This window comes from Mycobacterium malmoense (genome assembly GCF_019645855.1).
Classification (GTDB): domain Bacteria; phylum Actinomycetota; class Actinomycetes; order Mycobacteriales; family Mycobacteriaceae; genus Mycobacterium; species Mycobacterium malmoense.
The window spans coordinates 2,769,106-2,784,508 of the sequence record NZ_CP080999.1 but is presented as its reverse complement, the minus strand read 5'-3'; the positions used below and the strand labels follow the sequence as shown (position 1 = coordinate 2,784,508).

15 protein-coding genes are annotated in these 15,403 nt (G+C 67.1%); 9 read left to right on the top strand and 6 right to left on the bottom strand.

Annotation, left to right across the window (positions count from 1 at the left end):
- Positions 1 to 2: 2 nt before the first annotated feature.
- Both K3U93_RS12890 and K3U93_RS25385 read right to left on the bottom strand, forming a co-directional pair.
- Positions 3 to 1,934, bottom strand: a complete 1,932-nt coding sequence (locus K3U93_RS12890) for a flavin-containing monooxygenase (protein WP_083011134.1) — start codon at positions 1,932 to 1,934, stop codon at positions 3 to 5.
- Between the two features lie 125 nt (positions 1,935 to 2,059).
- Entirely contained in the window at positions 2,060 to 3,808 is a 1,749-nt protein-coding gene (locus K3U93_RS25385; RefSeq protein ID WP_220688535.1) for a PE family protein, read from the bottom strand.
- Between the two features lie 596 nt (positions 3,809 to 4,404).
- Between K3U93_RS25385 and K3U93_RS12880 the strand changes: the two genes are divergently transcribed.
- Positions 4,405 to 5,532, top strand: coding sequence for a nitronate monooxygenase (locus tag K3U93_RS12880; protein WP_071511896.1), 1,128 nt, complete (start codon positions 4,405 to 4,407; stop codon positions 5,530 to 5,532).
- A 6-nt stretch (positions 5,533 to 5,538) separates the two neighbouring features.
- Here the strand turns inward: K3U93_RS12880 and K3U93_RS12875 are convergent, their stop codons facing one another.
- From K3U93_RS12875 to K3U93_RS12865, 3 genes are all read right to left on the bottom strand, one after another.
- Positions 5,539 to 5,796 carry an Rv1893 family protein gene (locus tag K3U93_RS12875; protein ID WP_071511895.1) on the bottom strand — a complete coding sequence of 86 codons (258 nt, stop codon included), beginning with the start codon at positions 5,794 to 5,796 and terminating at the stop codon, positions 5,539 to 5,541.
- Between the two features lie 61 nt (positions 5,797 to 5,857).
- The gene (locus K3U93_RS12870; protein ID WP_071511894.1) at positions 5,858 to 6,148 is read right to left on the bottom strand and encodes a hypothetical protein; all 291 of its coding nucleotides are present in this window, start codon (positions 6,146 to 6,148) and stop codon (positions 5,858 to 5,860) included.
- 10 nt (positions 6,149 to 6,158) lie between these two features.
- Positions 6,159 to 6,563, bottom strand: coding sequence for a hypothetical protein (locus tag K3U93_RS12865; RefSeq protein WP_083009542.1), 405 nt, complete (start codon positions 6,561 to 6,563; stop codon positions 6,159 to 6,161).
- Positions 6,564 to 6,798: 235 nt separating this feature from the next.
- Here K3U93_RS12865 and K3U93_RS12860 point away from each other — a divergent pair, with 235 nt between their 5' ends.
- The 4 genes from K3U93_RS12860 to K3U93_RS12845 all read left to right on the top strand — a co-directional run bounded on the left by K3U93_RS12860 (position 6,799) and on the right by K3U93_RS12845 (position 10,708).
- The gene (locus K3U93_RS12860; RefSeq protein WP_083009544.1) at positions 6,799 to 8,085 is read left to right on the top strand and encodes a cytochrome P450; all 1,287 of its coding nucleotides are present in this window, start codon (positions 6,799 to 6,801) and stop codon (positions 8,083 to 8,085) included.
- Positions 8,086 to 8,094: 9 nt separating this feature from the next.
- Complete coding sequence (locus K3U93_RS12855) at positions 8,095 to 9,108, top strand: alcohol dehydrogenase catalytic domain-containing protein (protein WP_083009546.1); 1,014 nt, start codon at positions 8,095 to 8,097, stop codon at positions 9,106 to 9,108.
- A gap of 13 nt (positions 9,109 to 9,121) precedes the next feature.
- Positions 9,122 to 9,679, top strand: a complete 558-nt coding sequence (locus tag K3U93_RS12850; protein WP_083009548.1) for a YceI family protein — start codon at positions 9,122 to 9,124, stop codon at positions 9,677 to 9,679.
- A 96-nt stretch (positions 9,680 to 9,775) separates the two neighbouring features.
- On the top strand, positions 9,776 to 10,708 hold the full coding sequence (locus K3U93_RS12845) for a class I SAM-dependent methyltransferase (protein ID WP_083009550.1): 933 nt from the start codon (positions 9,776 to 9,778) through the stop codon (positions 10,706 to 10,708).
- Here the strand turns inward: K3U93_RS12845 and K3U93_RS12840 are convergent.
- Positions 10,705 to 11,808 (bottom strand): DUF7159 family protein, encoded by a 1,104-nt coding sequence (locus K3U93_RS12840; protein WP_071511888.1) that lies wholly within the window; start codon positions 11,806 to 11,808, stop codon positions 10,705 to 10,707. The genes K3U93_RS12845 and K3U93_RS12840 overlap by 4 nt on opposite strands.
- A gap of 558 nt (positions 11,809 to 12,366) precedes the next feature.
- Here K3U93_RS12840 and ag85B point away from each other — a divergent pair.
- From ag85B to K3U93_RS12820, 4 genes are all read left to right on the top strand, one after another.
- Entirely contained in the window at positions 12,367 to 13,359 is a 993-nt protein-coding gene (ag85B, locus tag K3U93_RS12835) for a diacylglycerol acyltransferase/mycolyltransferase Ag85B (RefSeq protein WP_071511887.1), read from the top strand.
- Positions 13,360 to 13,608: 249 nt separating this feature from the next.
- The gene (gene rpfC / locus K3U93_RS12830) at positions 13,609 to 14,031 is read left to right on the top strand and encodes a resuscitation-promoting factor RpfC (RefSeq protein ID WP_083009552.1); all 423 of its coding nucleotides are present in this window, start codon (positions 13,609 to 13,611) and stop codon (positions 14,029 to 14,031) included.
- Between the two features lie 47 nt (positions 14,032 to 14,078).
- A complete protein-coding gene (locus tag K3U93_RS12825) occupies positions 14,079 to 14,552 on the top strand; it encodes an SRPBCC family protein (protein WP_176219893.1) in 474 nt (157 codons plus the stop codon).
- A 6-nt stretch (positions 14,553 to 14,558) separates the two neighbouring features.
- On the top strand, positions 14,559 to 15,392 hold the full coding sequence (locus K3U93_RS12820; protein WP_083009553.1) for an SDR family oxidoreductase: 834 nt from the start codon (positions 14,559 to 14,561) through the stop codon (positions 15,390 to 15,392).
- The last annotated feature ends 11 nt before the right edge of the window (positions 15,393 to 15,403 follow it).

The window sequence follows — 15,403 nt, the reverse complement described above, 5'->3', positions numbered from 1 at the left end:
GCTCACTTCCTTTGCCGCAGAACGAATTGGGACCAATCGGGTTCGCGGACCGCGGCCCAGTACTCGTTGAGGCGCCACGGGCTGACGGTATGGATCTCGCCGTCGGCGTTTTTGAAGTACGAGTGCTTGACCGCGGGGTGCGACCAAACCATGTTCTTGATTTCGGCTTGCGTACGTTGATGCCACTCGGCGGCCGCCTCGGCCGTCGGTTCCAGCGAATGCAGGTTCGCCCCCGCCAGTTGCTCGAGACACCGGTTGACGTAGCGCATTTGGAGTTCGGATTGGAAGATCAGGCTGCCGCCGTGCGCGAGATGCGTGCCGGGCCCGTAAATGATGAAGAGGTTGGGGAACTCCGGAACGGTGATGCCGAGGTAGGCGTACGGGCGGCTCCCCCACGTGTCGTGCAGGTCGATTCCGTTGCGGCCGGTGATTTTTAGCGGCCACAGCACGTCGGTGTGCCGAAACCCCGTGGCGTAGACGATGACGTCGGCGTCGTACGTCGCGCCGTCCTCGGTGACGACGCCGCGCGGGGTGATCTTTCGGATCGGCGTGCGCACCAGTCCGACGTTGTCACGCTGCAGCGTTTGCAGCCAGCTGCCGTTGTCCTGCAGCGTGCGCTTGCCGGTGGCGGGATAATCGGGCAGTACCTTGGTCAGCAGCTCGTGGCCCTCGCCGACCTGGCTGGTGATCCACTGGGTGAACATCATCCGGGCGGCGGCGTTGATGTCGCTGACGGCGTAGTCCTGATCGGCATAATTCGGATCGCCGCGCGCGGCGTCGAGCCCCTTGTCGGCGCCGGGCCAGAGCACGAGAAACCGGTACCACCTTCCGTAGAACGGCAGGTGCCGCATCGCCCAGCGCACGCCGTCGCCGACCTCGTCGTGATACATCGCGTTCGGGAACATCCACTGGGCGGTCCGCTGGAACACCGTGAGCCGCTCGACGTCCCCGGCAATCGCGGGCGCGATCTGGAAGCCGCTGGCGCCAGCCCCGATGAGCGCGACCCGCTTACCGGTCAGGTCGACGGAGTGATCCCACGCCGCGGAATGAAACGAGGGCCCCTCGAAGGTGTCGGCACCGTCGAATTCGGGAATATGGGGCCGATTTAGCTGACCGACCGCGGTGATGAGGGCCCGCGCGTGGAGCGTGCTGGTCTGCCCGTCCGCGGTGCGCAGCGAGACGCTCCACGCGCCGTCGTCGTCGTCCCATTCGGCCGCGAGAACCTCGGTGTTCCACCGCACGTGCTCGGCCAGGTCGTGCTTGTCCATCACCGTGGTGAAGTAGTCTCGCAGCTCGCACTGCTCGGCGAAGAAGTGAGTCCAATCGTTGTTGGGTTCGAAGCTGTAGCAATAGAAATGGTTGGCGACGTCGACGCGGGCGCCGGGATAGCTGTTCTCCCACCACGTTCCGCCGGGTCCCGCGTTCTTCTCGACGATGGTGAAGGGAATGTTGGCCTGCTTGAGCCGGATTCCGGCCAGGATGCCGGATTCGCCGCACCCGACGACCAGAACAGGCGTCTCGGCGGCGCGCTCGGTCGGCAGGGCGGCCGGGCGGCGCGGGTCGACGCCGTCGAGGTCCATCTCTTCCAGGACCAGGGGCAGGTAGTCGTCGGTCACGTGCTCGCAGGCGGCCCAGTCCATCATTTCCCGGATGAGTTCGACGCTGAGCGGCGCTGGTTCGGGGCAACCGCGGTCGCGATAGTCGGTGAGCACCGGCAGCGCCGCCGCGCGGGCCCGGGCTTTGTCGTCCTCGGACATGAATCCCTGGACCTCGTTGAGGAAGATGCCCATGGGCTTGAAGTCGCGAATGAACCTGGGGTCGCCGGTGATGTGGACGAGAGAGAGCAGCAGCGTCGGGATGCTGACATCCTCGAGCGCGGCCGCGATTTCGGCCGTCGGCGTGGTGAAGGGACAGCCAGCGTAACGGCTGCGCATCGTGCCGGTCCTTTCGGTAGGCGACACGCCAATTACGCTACTCAGCGTTTCGTAATTGGCAGCACCACGCTACCTTTTGGCCCCGGAGATGATCAAGGGCGGTCCGGTCCGATCCGCTCGTCGAGCTATGACGATCCGTTCGTCCCCGGCGTGCCGCCATACATGCCGGCGCGGCCACCGGTGCCGCCGGTCCCGCCGTTGACGCCATTACCGCCGTCGCCGCCGTTGCCAACGAGCGATTCGGTGTAGGCGCCGTTGACGATTGCGCCTGCGTCGCCGCCGTCGCCGCCGTTGGCGGCCGCGATGCCGCTGCCCGCGTCGCCGCCGTTCCCGCCCGCGGCGAGGAACCCGAAACCGTCGCCGCCGGCAGCGCCGTTGCCGCCGCTGCCGCTGGAAGTGTCGCCGCCATGGCCGCCGTCGCCGCCCAGGCCGGCAACCATCCCGGCTCCCTCGCCACCGGCGCCACCGTTGCCACCGCTGCCGCTCGAAGCGCCGCCGTGCCCGCCGTTGCCGCCCAGGCCGGCAACCAGTCCGGCTCCCACGCCGCCGGCGCCACCGGCGCCACCTTGGACGAGGCCGGCACCGCCGTTGCCGCCCGCACCGCCGCCGGCCTCGCCGGTCACCGCGGCGCCAACGCCGCCGTTGCCGCCGCTGCCGCCCGTTCCAGCGGTAGCGGCGCCGCCGAGCCCACCGCTGCCGCCGTGGGCGCCGCCGGCACCCACGAGGTCGACAGCGGTGGCGGCACCGCCGCCACCGCCGGTCCCGCCCGTTCCAGTGGTAGCGGCGCCGCCGGCGCCGCCGGCACCGCCCTGGACCAAGTCGATTGCGACGAGGCCCGTGGCGCCGCCGATTCCGCCGGCGCCGCCGACCCCGCCGATCCCAGCGGTTGCATCGCCGCCGGCGCCGCCGGCGCCGCCCTGGGCGATGTCGATTCCGAGAAGGCTGCGGGCGAGTCCCAGGCCGCCAACCCCGCCCGACCCCCCGTTCCCGGCGCCGGTGGCGGCACCGCCGTGCCCGCCGGCGCCGCCCAGGCCAAGGAATAGGCCTTCCGCTTTGCCGCCGGCTCCGCCGGTGCCGCCATTCCCGGTGCCGGTGGCTTCGCCGCCGACGCCGCCGAGGCCGCCAATGGCCGCGAGCGCGCCGCCGGCGCCGCCGGCACCGCCGGCACCGCCATTCGCGGCGCCGGTAGCGGCCCCGCCCTGCCCACCGCTGCCCCCGGAGCCGAACAACACCGCGTTGCCACCCGCCCCGCCGGACCCGCCGCCGGTTCCACCGGTTCCGCCGGTGCCACCGGTGCCCCACAGCAACCCGCCGGTGCCGCCCACGCCGCCCGACGCGCCTGACCCTCCGGTACCGCCGGTCCCACCGGTGCCGATCAGCCCGGCGGCCCCGCCGGCGCCCCCGGCCTGCCCGGACGCGCCCGAGCCACCATTGCCGCCGTTACCGAACAACAAGCCCCCAGGCCCGCCGGCCTGTCCCGTCCCCGCCGCCCCGTTGGTGCCGTTGCCGATCAGCGGGCGGCCCAGCAGCAGCTGGGTGGGCGTGTTGATTGCCCCCAATACGTCTTGCTCCAGCGTCCGCAATGGCGAGGCGCTCGCCGCCTCGGTGGCCGCGTAGGCGCCGCCGGCGGCGGTCAAGGCCTGCACGAACTCGGCATGAAACGCCGCCGCCTGGGCGCTGAGCGCCTGATACCCCTGGGCGTGGCTGGAAAACACCGACGCGATCGCCGCCGACACCTCGTCACCGGCGGCGGCGACCAGCCCGGTGGTCGAGGCCGCGGCCGCCGCATTGGCCGTGCTCAGCGACGAACCGATACCCGCCACATCCGCTGCCGCCACCGACAAGGCGTCGGGCGCTGTGATGACAAACGACATCTGGTACCTCCCGTAACCGGTCTGACGGGACTGTCGTCTCGCGCGATAAGCGGATGGTAGGCGCTGCCGGCAGATAATTCGACACTATTGCAATAATTCACATCTAATATTTCGCGGCCTGTCACCTGGACGATTTGTCTTGTCCGCGACCCGCATTGATCGCCGTCCGCGGATCACGCACGGCAAAGTCCGCGCCGCCCGCGCGGGCGCCGAGGTTTGGTCGTCGGATATATCCCGGCCACCCCGAAAGGCGGTCCGCCGGCGCCTCCACGACCACATCCGCCGCTCTGCCGCGAAACACCAAGGGCAGCAACGCTATTCGTCGACCTAGACCACTTTAGGGTACTTTACCTGTGCAATGTGGTCATTTCGTTGGGCGCGTGAGGATTTCAGGCCAACTCGGGGCACGATCTAGGGTGGCTGGCCGAACACTCCCGTCTGGCGCGTTCTGTGCACCCACCGCAACGATCTGAACCGGCGACACGTCGTAGTCTCGACGTGCTGGCCAGGGGCGGCTGGCCACGTCAACCGGCTCCGTACTAAACTAGAACACGTTTCAGTTCTCTTAGCACAGGCCAAGCTTTCCAGGAGTAGGCATGCACACCGCGATTTGCGACGAGCTCGGCATCGAGTTCCCGATCTTTGCCTTCACCCATTGCCGCGACGTTGTGGTCGCCGTCAGCAAGGCCGGTGGTTTCGGCGTGCTCGGCGCCGTCGGCTTCACGCCCGAGCAGTTGGAGATCGAACTCAACTGGATCGACGAGAACATCGGCGACCACCCGTACGGGGTCGACATCGTCATCCCGAACAAATACGAGGGCATGGACTCGCACCTGTCGGCCGAGGAGCTGGCCGAGACGCTGCGCAAGATGGTCCCCCAGGAGCACTTGGATTTCGCCAAGAAGATCCTGGCGGATCACGGTGTCCCCGTCGAGAACGCCGATGAGGACACCCTGCAGCTGCTGGGCTGGACCGAGGCGACGGCCACACCACAAGTGGAAGTGTCGCTGAAGCACCCGAAGGTGACGATGATCGCCAACGCGCTGGGCACTCCCCCGGCCGACATGATCAAGCACATTCACGATGCCGGCCGGAAGGTGGCCGCGCTGTGCGGCTCGCCGTCGCAGGCGCGCAAGCACGCCAACGCCGGCGTGGACGTCATCATCGCCCAGGGCGGCGAGGCCGGCGGCCACTGCGGTGAGGTGGGCTCAATTGTGTTGTGGCCACAGGTTGTTAAGGAAGTGGCGCCAGTCCCGGTCCTTGCCGCGGGCGGCATCGGCAGCGGCCAGCAGATCGCCGCGGCCTTGGCGCTGGGCGCTCAGGGCGCATGGACCGGCTCGCAGTGGCTGATGGTCGAGGAAGCCTCGAATACCCCGGTTCAGCAAGCGGCGTACGCCAAGGCGAGCAGCCGCGACACCGTGCGTAGCCGATCGTTCACCGGCAAGCCGGCCCGGATGCTGCGCAACGACTGGACCGAGGCATGGGAACGGCCGGACAACCCCAAGCCGCTCGGAATGCCGTTGCAGTACATGGTCTCCGGCATGGCCGTGCGGGCCACCAACAAGTACCCGAACGAAACCGTCGACGTCGCATTCAATCCGGTCGGGCAGGTCGTCGGCCAATTCACCAAGGTGGAGAAGACCGCGACCGTCATCGAGCGGTGGGTGCAGGAGTACCTCGAAGCGACGAACAGGCTCGACGAACTGAACGCCGCCGCCGTCTAACCGCGACTACTCGTCGTTCAGGTCGTCATCGACGTCGTCGTCGGCTTCGTCGTCCAGTTCGTTCGAGCCGGTGAACACCTCTTTGGCCCGGTCCATCGCGTAGGTGCCGATGTCGATGGAGTTCTGGACGATGCCGCTGGTGCCGCCGGCGATGTCACCCCGGATGATGTCGCTGGCGTGCTCGACGATGTCCGAGGCCTTCTCGACGGCATTGGTCGCGATGTCCCGGGCGGCGTCGACGGCGTCTTTGGGATTGAAGCCCATCGGAGTCTCCTTTTGTTGCAGTGCAGTACCTTTGGTACGACTCTAGACGCGGCGCGCGGTGTCAGTAGTTCACCAGGGTGCGCCAGTAGTCTTCGGGGATCTCGGCGCCGGACCGCAATATCCGTGCCAGCCCGACGGCCATCGCGACGCCGAGTAGTCCCAGCCAAAGCCCGGCCAGCCCGATGACCGCCCAGAGCACGGCGGTGACCACCGGCCACGGCGAAAGCACGGCGAGCGCCGGCGCGAAGAAGAAGCCGGTCCCGATGTACCAGGCCGAGCCGGCGCGATCGGACGCCAGGACGAAGCGCAGCCAGCGTGGGATCGGGGCCGCAGCGGGCTGAGCTCGGTTCATGAGTCAGCGCTCATCCCGCGGGTGGGAAGAAGCCTGCCCCGGTGAACCATCCCTCTTGCCACCCTTGATTTCCCAGGCACAGCATCGGAAGGCCGGCCTGCGACTGTGCTGCGGCTTGCGGGCCCGGGCACGTCGCGCCGGCCTGCTGGACTCCGTGCAACGGGTACGAGATGACCCAGTAGCCGGTGGTGGCGGCCGGGAACTGGTTGGGCGGCGGGAAATGGCAGGCTTCGGCCTGCCCGCTGGGGCCTCGCCCGAAGATGAACCGCTCGTAGTTGTCGCACGGCGCGCCCAGCGAGGCCTGATAGTTCATGCCCGGCACGTCGCCGTCGTAATGCGGATCGGCGGCCGCGCCCGGTGCCACGCTGATCGCCCCACCCGCGATTGCGGCGACGGCGAGAAGTTCGCGAATCATGCCCCATCCTTCGCGTTCATGTCACCCGGCTCCCACACAGCCGTCCGTGACCTGCACCAAAGCATATCGATTGTGCCGCGGGCCACAAGGTGGTTTTGTGGCCGGCAAATTCGTCGGCAGGCTGAACACGTTGCAATTCCACCCGGCGATCTTCGTCCGGTGCTTCCCAACCGTGGTGTGGCAATGGTTTATTTGCACAAGAAGGACTAGAAGACTTCGTTTCGAGGAGCGGGCCATGCCAACCGTCGAGCCGACCACCAAGCCGGTCCCCAATCTGCCGCCCGGGTTTGATTTCACCGACCCGGACATCTACGCCGAGCGGCTGCCGGTGGAAGAACTGGCCGAGATGCGTCGAACCGCACCGATCTGGTGGAACGAGCAACCCCTCGGCGTGGGCGGGTTCGACGACGGCGGCTATTGGGTGGTGTCCAAACACAAGGACGTCAAGGAGGTCTCGCTGCGCAGCGATATCTTCTCCAGCCTGCAGAAGACCGCCCTGCCGCGCTACAAGGACGGCACGGTCGGCGAGCAGATCGAACGCGGCAAGTTCGTCCTGCTCAACATGGACGCACCCCAACACACCCGGCTGCGCAAGATCATCTCGCGGGCCTTCACTCCCCGAGCCATCGAGCGCCTGCGTGATGACCTCAGGGAGCGCGCCCGGCGCATCGTCGAAGCCGCCGCGGCCGAAGGCTCCGGCGACTTCGTCGAGCAGGTGTCCTGCGAGCTGCCGTTGCAGGCCATCGCCGGGCTCATGGGCGTGCCGCAGGAAGAACGCAAGAAACTCTTCGACTGGTCCAATCAGATGGTGGGCGACCAGGACCCCGAGTTCGCGAACAACGACGCCATCACCGCCTCCGTCGAACTGATCATGTACGGCATGCAGATGGCCGCCGACCGGGCGAAGAACCCGGGGCAAGACCTCGTCACCAAGCTGATCGAGGCCGACATCGACGGTCACAAGCTCTCCGACGACGAGTTCGGGTTCTTCGTCATCCTGCTGGCGGTCGCCGGCAACGAGACGACCCGCAACTCCATCACCCAAGGCATGATGGCCTTCACCGACTTTCCCGATCAGTGGGAGCTGTACAAGCGGGAGCGTCCCGTCACCACGGCCGACGAAATCGTGCGGTGGGCCACCCCGGTCACATCGTTTCAGCGGACCGCGCTGGAGGATTACGAACTGTCGGGCGTGAAAATCAAGAAGGGGCAGCGGGTGGTGATGGTGTACCGCTCGGCCAATTTCGACGAGGGCGTGTTCGACGACCCGTTCACCTTCAACATTTTGCGTAATCCCAACCCGCACGTGGGATTTGGTGGCACCGGCGCGCATTACTGCGTCGGGGCGAACTTGGCGCGGATGACCATAGACCTGATGTTCAACGCGATCGCCGACGTCATGCCGGACCTGGAATCGATCGGCAAACCGCAACGGCTGCGGTCGGGCTGGCTCAACGGGATCAAGCACTGGCAGGTCGACTATCACGCCGACGGGGCGGCCAAATGCCCTGTCGCGCACTAAGCTAACTCAATGCCCACCCATCACGCCGTCCGGATACAGTCCGCGGGCGGCCCATTGGAGCTGGCCGACGTCGAAACGGTGCCACCGGGCCGTGGTGAGGTACGGATAGCGGTCACCGCGTGCGGCGTATGCGGGACCGATCGCGCCTTCGTCCACGGCGGCTTCCCCAACATGTCGTGGCCGTTGACTCCGGGGCATGAAATCGCCGGAACGGTAGCCGAACTCGGCGACGGCGTGGACGAGTTCGCGGTGGGCGACCGCGTCGCCGTCGGATGGTTTGGCGGATGCTGTAACCACTGCGGCCCTTGCCGCAAGGGCATTTTCATTCACTGCGTGAACGGCAAGGTCCCGAGCTGGCACTATCCCGGCGGCTACGCGGAATCGGTGACCGCGCCGGCCAACGCCTTGGCCCGGATACCGGCCGAGCTTTCCGACGTGGAGGCCGCCCCCATGGGGTGTGCCGGTGTCACGACCTACAACGCGCTGCGGCACACCAAGGCGTTGCCCGGCGACCGGGTGGCGATTCTCGGCGTCGGCGGGTTAGGCCACCTCGGGGTGCAGTTCGCCCGCGCGATGGGCTTCGAGACCATTGCGATCGCCCGCGGCACCGCCAAAGCCGAGGACGCCCGGAAACTGGGCGCCCACCACTACATCGACTCCACCGGCGGCGACGTCTCCGAAGCCCTGCGGGCCCTGGGCGGGGCCTCGGTGGTCCTGGGCACCGCCGGCAACTCGGCGGCCATGGCCGACACGATCGGCGGGCTGCTGCCGCAAGGTGAATTGATCACCATCGGGGTGAGCGCCGACCCGCTGCCGGTCAGTCCCGTACAGCTGATAAGTCCGGGGCTCAGCATCACCGGCCACCCCTCCGGCACGGCCAAAGACGTCGAAGACACCATGCATTTCGCGGTCCTGTCCGGGGTGCGGGCATGGATCGAGGAGCTGCCGCTGTCGCAGGCCGCCGCCGGCTACGCGGCAATGGAGCAGGGCCGGTCTCACTACCGCACCGTGCTGACCATGTGATTACAGTCGGGGTGTGGCCGAGCCGTGGACCCTGGACGCATCCGACGGTGAGTTGCTGATTCGCACCGGCGTCACGGGCCGGGCGGCGCGGATGGGCCATCGGCTCACGATCGCGATGAAACGCTGGCACGCCACGGTGGACTGGGCCGGCGCCGAACCGGTCGGCGTCGACCTGGCCGTCGAGGTCGATTCTCTCGAGGTGTTGCGCGGCGAGGGCGGCGTCAAGGGGCTGTCCGGGCCGGAAAAGGCCCTGGTGAAGTCGAACGCATTGACATCGCTGGATGCGGGCCGCTATCCCGAGATCCGCTTCATCGCGGACGCCAGGGAGGAGATCGCCAAGACCGACGGCGGATACCGCCTTACCGGAAGGCTGCACATCCGCGGAAAGTCCCGAGAACACGTAATCGACCTGCGCGCAGAGGATCTCGGCCAGGCGTGGCGAATGTCCGCCGAATCCAGCGTCCGGCAAACCGATTACGGCGTCAAGCCGTACTCGCTGCTGATGGGCTCGGTGCGGGTGGCCGACGAGGTGTCGGTATCTTTCGCCGCGGTTCACGCCAAGGACGATTGAGCTCCACCGCCCGTTCCGCTCGGCGAGTGTATCCTCGATGAGGATTCGTTAATTCCGCTAAGTACCTATTTGCTTGCGTCCTCGAAGGGGTTGGGAATGCCACGCACAGAAAACGATTCGTGGGACCTGGCGACCAGCGTCGGAGCGACCGCGACCATGGTCGCCGCCGCCCGGGCGGTCGCTTCGAAGGCCGATAACCCACTGATCGACGATCCGTTTGCCGAGCCGCTGGTGCGGGCCGTCGGGATCGAATTCCTCGCCCGGTGGGTCAACGGAGACATCACCGCGGCCGACGTCGACGTCGCCAACGACGCGTGGGGCCTGCAGCGGATGGCCGACCTGATGGGCGCCCGGACGCGGTACTTCGACGCGTTTTTCCGCGACGCGATGGGTGCCGGCATTCGTCAGGCCGTCATCCTTGCGTCAGGCCTCGACGCCCGCGCCTACCGGCTGTCCTGGCCCGCCGGCGCAACGGTGTTCGAGATCGACCAGCCGCTGGTGATCGAGTTCAAGAAGGCGACGCTCGAGGGTCTGGGTGCGCGACCCACGACCGACCTGCGCGCGGTGCCGATCGACCTGAGACACGACTGGCCAACCGCGTTGCGGGCAGCCGGTTTTGACGCCGGCCAGCCCAGCGCGTGGACCGCCGAGGGCCTGCTTGCATTCCTGCCGCCGGAGGCTCAAGATCGCCTGCTGGACAACGTCACCGAATTAAGCGCACCCGGGAGCCGACTGGCCGCGGAGATCTTCGTCAACCCACCCGATGAGAACGGCGAACAAGCGCCCGACCCGCTGGTGACCGCCAGCGAGCGGTGGTGCGCGCACGGGTTCGACATCGAGCTCGCCGACCTGCGATACGACGTCGAGCGCAACGACGTCGCGGCCTACCTGGACGGCCACGGCTGGCAGACCGTTTCGACGACGCTCAATCAATTGTTGGCCGATAACGGACTGCCCGAGATACCGCTAACGCCAGGCAACTTGGCGTTTTCGGAGAATTACTATTGCACGGCGGTCCGGCGCCCCTAGGGCGTCGGCGCCTGCGGAGCCGAATCGTCCGCCGACTCACCGGCGTCACCCGGTATGTGTTCGAGCACGCGCGTCAAGTAGGGCTGGCGGGTGTTCGGATCCGGTTGCTGCTCGGCGGGAGCGGCGTCCTGCTCACCCGTCGGCACCTTGGGCTGGGCGACGGGCGGCGCGACCTCCGGGCGGGACGCGGCGGCCGGCGCAACGGCCTGGGCGATTTGCGGCGTCGACGCGCGCACCACGTGCCTCGCCGGCGCGGGCTCGCTATCCGGGGCGAGCTGAATGCCCACGGCGAGTGACAGCGAAGCGACGAAGGTGACCGCACCGGCGGCCAACGCGGTCACGGCCCCGGCGTAGGACAAATGGCGAGGCCGCGCCGGCGCCGCGACGGGCTCGCTGGGCTGCGCCACCAGCTGCTCGTCGGTGAACTCCGTGCTTTGGGCCGCGGCCAGTGCCGCGCCCCGCGCGACCGTCACCTGGGCCATGGTCTGCGCGAAAACCGGTACCGGCAAAGCCTTTTCGAGCTGCCATGAGAACCCGTCGATCTCGCTGTCCGCGCCGACGACAACCACCCCGCCGGGCCGCCAGCCGTCGCGTTCGAACATCCCGCTCAGCCAGCGAGTCAGCCCGTCGAAGCCGCCGCGCACCTGCTTGACGGCCGTCTGCGTCTCGCCGTCATGGATGTCGACCATGACGACGGTCGCCCACTCGTGCTCGAGGATGCACACCGCCGTCTGTTCGTAGCCGATGACGGGTGCGATGGCGCGGGCCAGGGTCTCGACCGCCTCGAGTAACCGAACCGGCACAACGTTGTCAAAGCCTGCGTCGGTCAACGCCTCCAGCAGCAGCGCCGCCTGCGCGGACGCTTCGTCGTTCCAGGTCAGCCCGACGACACGCACGCGGTGGTCGTTCGCGGCCGCCAGCGCGGCCACCCGCAACACCTCGTCTGTCACTTGCTCCGCGGTACTCACGGCGCGCACGCCGCGGCCGGCGCGCAGCGCCAACTCCTGGTGATCCAGGATGGTGCCGTCTGCGCCGTGTCCTTCAGCGAGGACCCACCCGACGGTGGTCGGCGTCAACGAAAGCCCTAGTACCGTATCCAAATTTGCACCTCAATCGGCCCCAGCCCTCCGACGCCCTCAGCCGCGCACCATGAAGCCCGCTGGTGCGGTGGTTCGTGAGAGCCGGAACGGACCGGGATAGCGTGGTCTCCATCGGCTTGCTCCGTGCGAGCCTACGCGGTCCACGAAAGTCCGGGCCGCCCCGGTGCCGAATCCCCGCCAAACTCACAGACGGCAAGCGGCGGAGTGGCCCCAGGGGGTGACGGCGGGCCGGTGGCTCGATCGTGTCGAGCGGATCCAGATTTTGGATGACCCGGAACTCCACGCCATCTTTTTACGGCGTCTTACGGCGTCGCAAAAATTTTGAGTTTGTTACCGGCATCGGCGGTTCACCGGCGACAATCGAACGCACGGCCGACCAGGCACTGTGCCGGTGCGTGCGCCCGTGCGAGCTTTGCGGTGCGCTTATCCCCGCTGCGAAATTCGCGGCCGAAACCGATACAAGACCGAGACTACTTCGCGTCCCAATCGACATTTGGCCTATTCACACGGTAAATTCCAGCCGAGGGGCACGATGACCTAACGACAAGGGGCGCAGGTATGACAGACGTGAGCGAGAAGATCCGGGCCTGGGGGCGCCGGCTTTTGGTCGGTGCGGCGGCGGCTCTCACCCTGCCCGGCCTGATCGGTCTTGCCGGCGGCGCGGCGACCGCGGGGGCGTTCTCGCGCCCAGGTCTGCCGGTCGAATACCTGCAAGTGCCGTCCGGCGCCATGGGCCGCAACATCAAGGTCCAATTCCAGAGCGGCGGAGACGGCTCCCCGGCGGTGTACCTGCTCGACGGGCTGCGGGCCCAGGACGACTACAACGGTTGGGACATCAACACCCCCGCGTTCGAGTGGTACTACAAGTCGGGCCTGTCGATCATCATGCCGGTCGGCGGGCAGTCCAGCTTCTACGCCGACTGGTACGGTCCGGCCTGCGGTAAGGCGGGCTGCTCGACCTACAAGTGGGAGACCTTCCTGACCAGCGAGCTGCCGGGCTGGTTGGCCGCCAACAGGAGCGTCAAGCGCAACGGGAGCGCCGCAATCGGCATCTCCATGTCCGGCTCGTCGGCGATGATCCTGGCCGCCTACCACCCCGACCAGTTCATCTACGCCGGCTCGCTGTCGGCCCTGATGGACCCCTCGTCGGGCATGGGTCCGTCGTTGATCAACCTGGCAATGGGCGACGCCGGCGGCTACAAGGCCGACGCCATGTGGGGCCCGTCAAGCGACCCGGCGTGGCAGCGCAACGACCCGACGATTCAGGTCGGCAAGTTGGTCGGCAACAACACCCGCCTGTGGGTCTACTGCGGCAACGGCACGCCGTCGGAGTTGGGTGGGGCCAACATGCCCGCCGAGTTCCTGGAGAACTTCGTGCGCAGCAGCAACCTGAAGTTCCAGGACGCCTACAACGCGGCCGGTGGCCACAACGCGGTGTTCAACTTCAACGCCAATGGAACACACAGTTGGGAGTACTGGGGCGCCCAGCTCAACGCCATGAAGCCCGACCTGCAGGGCAGCTTGGGCGCGACCCCCGGGGGCGGCGGATAACCACCGAACCTGCGGGAGGTCGCTACTGCGCTTGACGACACCGTCAGGCGCAGTAGCGCGTTACGGGACACTTTTTCGCTGTCCTTTCGCAGGTCAAGAATCGTATTGCCAGGGTTGATTTAATCATTTCTCATTAATTTCTAAAGCTTTCTAAGGCTTTCTTTTGGCCGTTGATCAGCCATTTCGGCAGATAGATGGCCTATCTCGCGACATTTTCGAATCGGTAACGCTTCGGACACGCCGGGCGAAATGCTTGACATGAGAAAGCTCTGCAAAGCTCTCGTCAAGTCCGCCATGGTGGGCGGGATAGTTGCAGTGTCGCTGACTTCATCCACCGGCGTGGCCAACGCCGCCCCCCTAGCCCCCAACTGGGACGCGGTCGCGCAATGCGAGTCCGGTGGTAACTGGCACGCCAACACCGGAAACGGCGAATACGGTGGCCTGCAATTCAAGCCGAGCACCTGGGCCCAATACGGCGGTGTCGGCAACCCCGCGACCGCATCCAGGGAGCAGCAGATCGCCGTGGCCAACCGGCTTTTCGCCGAGGAGGGGCTGGAGCCATGGCCGAAGTGCGGCGCCGCCTCGGGCCTTCCGCTCGCGTGGTATTCGCACCCGGCGCAGGGCATCAAGCAGATCATCAACGGGCTCATTCAGGCGGCCGTCCCGCATTAACAAATCTCGGCGCCTTCGGCCCTTGTGGTCTATGACCGAGCACGAAGCTGTGTTTGGATCAGGCCATGGAAGGTTCGGCGACAGTTCACATGGCGGCGCCCGCGGACAAGATCTGGAATCTGATCGCCGACGTGCGCAACACCGGAAAATTTTCTCCGGAAGTCTTTGAGGCCGAGTGGCTGGGCGACGCGACGGGCCCGGCGCTCGGCGCCAAATTCCGCGGTCACGTTCGGCGAAACGAGATCGGGCCGGTCTATTGGACGACGTGTAAGGTGACCGCGTGCGAACCGGGCCGCGAGTTCGGATTCGCGGTCATGCTCGGCGACAGGGCGGTGAACAACTGGCACTACCGATTGGCACCCAGCGGCGGCGGCACCGACGTCACCGAGTCGTTTCGGCTCAACCCGGCGCCGTGGCTCGGCGCGTACTGGTTGTTCGGGGGCTTTCTGCGCAAGCGCCGCAACGTCCGTGACATGACCAAGACGCTGAACCGCATCAAAGACGTCGTCGAGGCGGACTGACGCGTCGTGAAATCGGTCTTCATCACCGGCGCCGGCAGCGGCATGGGCCGCGAGGGCGCGAAGCTCTTCCATATCAGGGGCTGGCGCGTTGGTGCGGTGGACCGCAACGACGACGGCCTGGCGACGCTGAAGCAGGAACTGGGCGACGACCGGCTGTGGACCCGCGCCGTCGACGTGACGGACAAGGCCGCCCTGGACGGCGCCCTAGCCGACTTCTGTGCCGGCAACGCCGACGGCGGGCTCGACATGATGTGGAACAACGCCGGCATCGGCGAATCCGGCTGGTTCGAGGACGTGCCCTACGACGCCGCGATGCGCGTCGTCGAGGTGAACTTCAAAGCGGTGCTGACCGGCGCCTACGCCGCGCTGCCCCACCTCAAGAAGACGCCCGGCAGCCTGATGTTCTCGACGTCGTCGTCCTCGGGCACCTACGGCATGCCGCGCATCGCGGTGTACTCGTCGACCAAGCATGCGGTCAAGGGGTTGACCGAGGCGCTGAGCGTGGAATGGCAGCGACATGGCGTGCGCGTCGCCGACGTACTGCCGGGTCTGATCGACACCGCCATCCTCACCGCGACCACCAACCACTCCGACGACGGGGGGACGCGGATGTCCGCCGAGGACCTCCGCGCCAGCGCGCCCAAGAAGGGCATGTTCCGGCTGATGCCCGCGAGCAGCGTCGCGGAGGCGGCGTGGCAGGCCTACCACCATCCGACGCGGCTGCATTGGTACGTGCCCAAGAGCATTCGCCTGATCGACCTGCTCAAGGGCGTGAGCCCGGAGTTCGTGCGGGGTCGCATCGTCAAATCCCTACCCGCGCTGATGCCGAAACGGCAGTAAAGGAGAAGAGC

Excerpts from the sequence above, each read along its gene's own strand:
- K3U93_RS12890 (WP_083011134.1), bottom strand. The coding sequence starts at position 1,934 with ATGCGCAGCCGTTACGCTGGCTGTCCCTTCACCACGCCGACGGCCGAA.
- K3U93_RS12865 (WP_083009542.1), bottom strand. The coding sequence starts at position 6,563 with ATGATTCGCGAACTTCTCGCCGTCGCCGCAATCGCGGGTGGGGCGATC.
- K3U93_RS12845 (WP_083009550.1), top strand. The coding sequence starts at position 9,776 with ATGCCACGCACAGAAAACGATTCGTGGGACCTGGCGACCAGCGTCGGA.
- rpfC (WP_083009552.1), top strand. The coding sequence starts at position 13,609 with ATGCTTGACATGAGAAAGCTCTGCAAAGCTCTCGTCAAGTCCGCCATG.
- K3U93_RS12870 (WP_071511894.1), bottom strand. The coding sequence starts at position 6,148 with ATGAACCGAGCTCAGCCCGCTGCGGCCCCGATCCCACGCTGGCTGCGC.
- K3U93_RS12855 (WP_083009546.1), top strand. The coding sequence starts at position 8,095 with ATGCCCACCCATCACGCCGTCCGGATACAGTCCGCGGGCGGCCCATTG.
- K3U93_RS12860 (WP_083009544.1), top strand. The coding sequence starts at position 6,799 with ATGCCAACCGTCGAGCCGACCACCAAGCCGGTCCCCAATCTGCCGCCC.
- ag85B (WP_071511887.1), top strand. The coding sequence starts at position 12,367 with ATGACAGACGTGAGCGAGAAGATCCGGGCCTGGGGGCGCCGGCTTTTG.
- K3U93_RS25385 (WP_220688535.1), bottom strand. The coding sequence starts at position 3,808 with ATGTCGTTTGTCATCACAGCGCCCGACGCCTTGTCGGTGGCGGCAGCG.
- K3U93_RS12880 (WP_071511896.1), top strand. The coding sequence starts at position 4,405 with ATGCACACCGCGATTTGCGACGAGCTCGGCATCGAGTTCCCGATCTTT.
- K3U93_RS12875 (WP_071511895.1), bottom strand. The coding sequence starts at position 5,796 with ATGGGCTTCAATCCCAAAGACGCCGTCGACGCCGCCCGGGACATCGCG.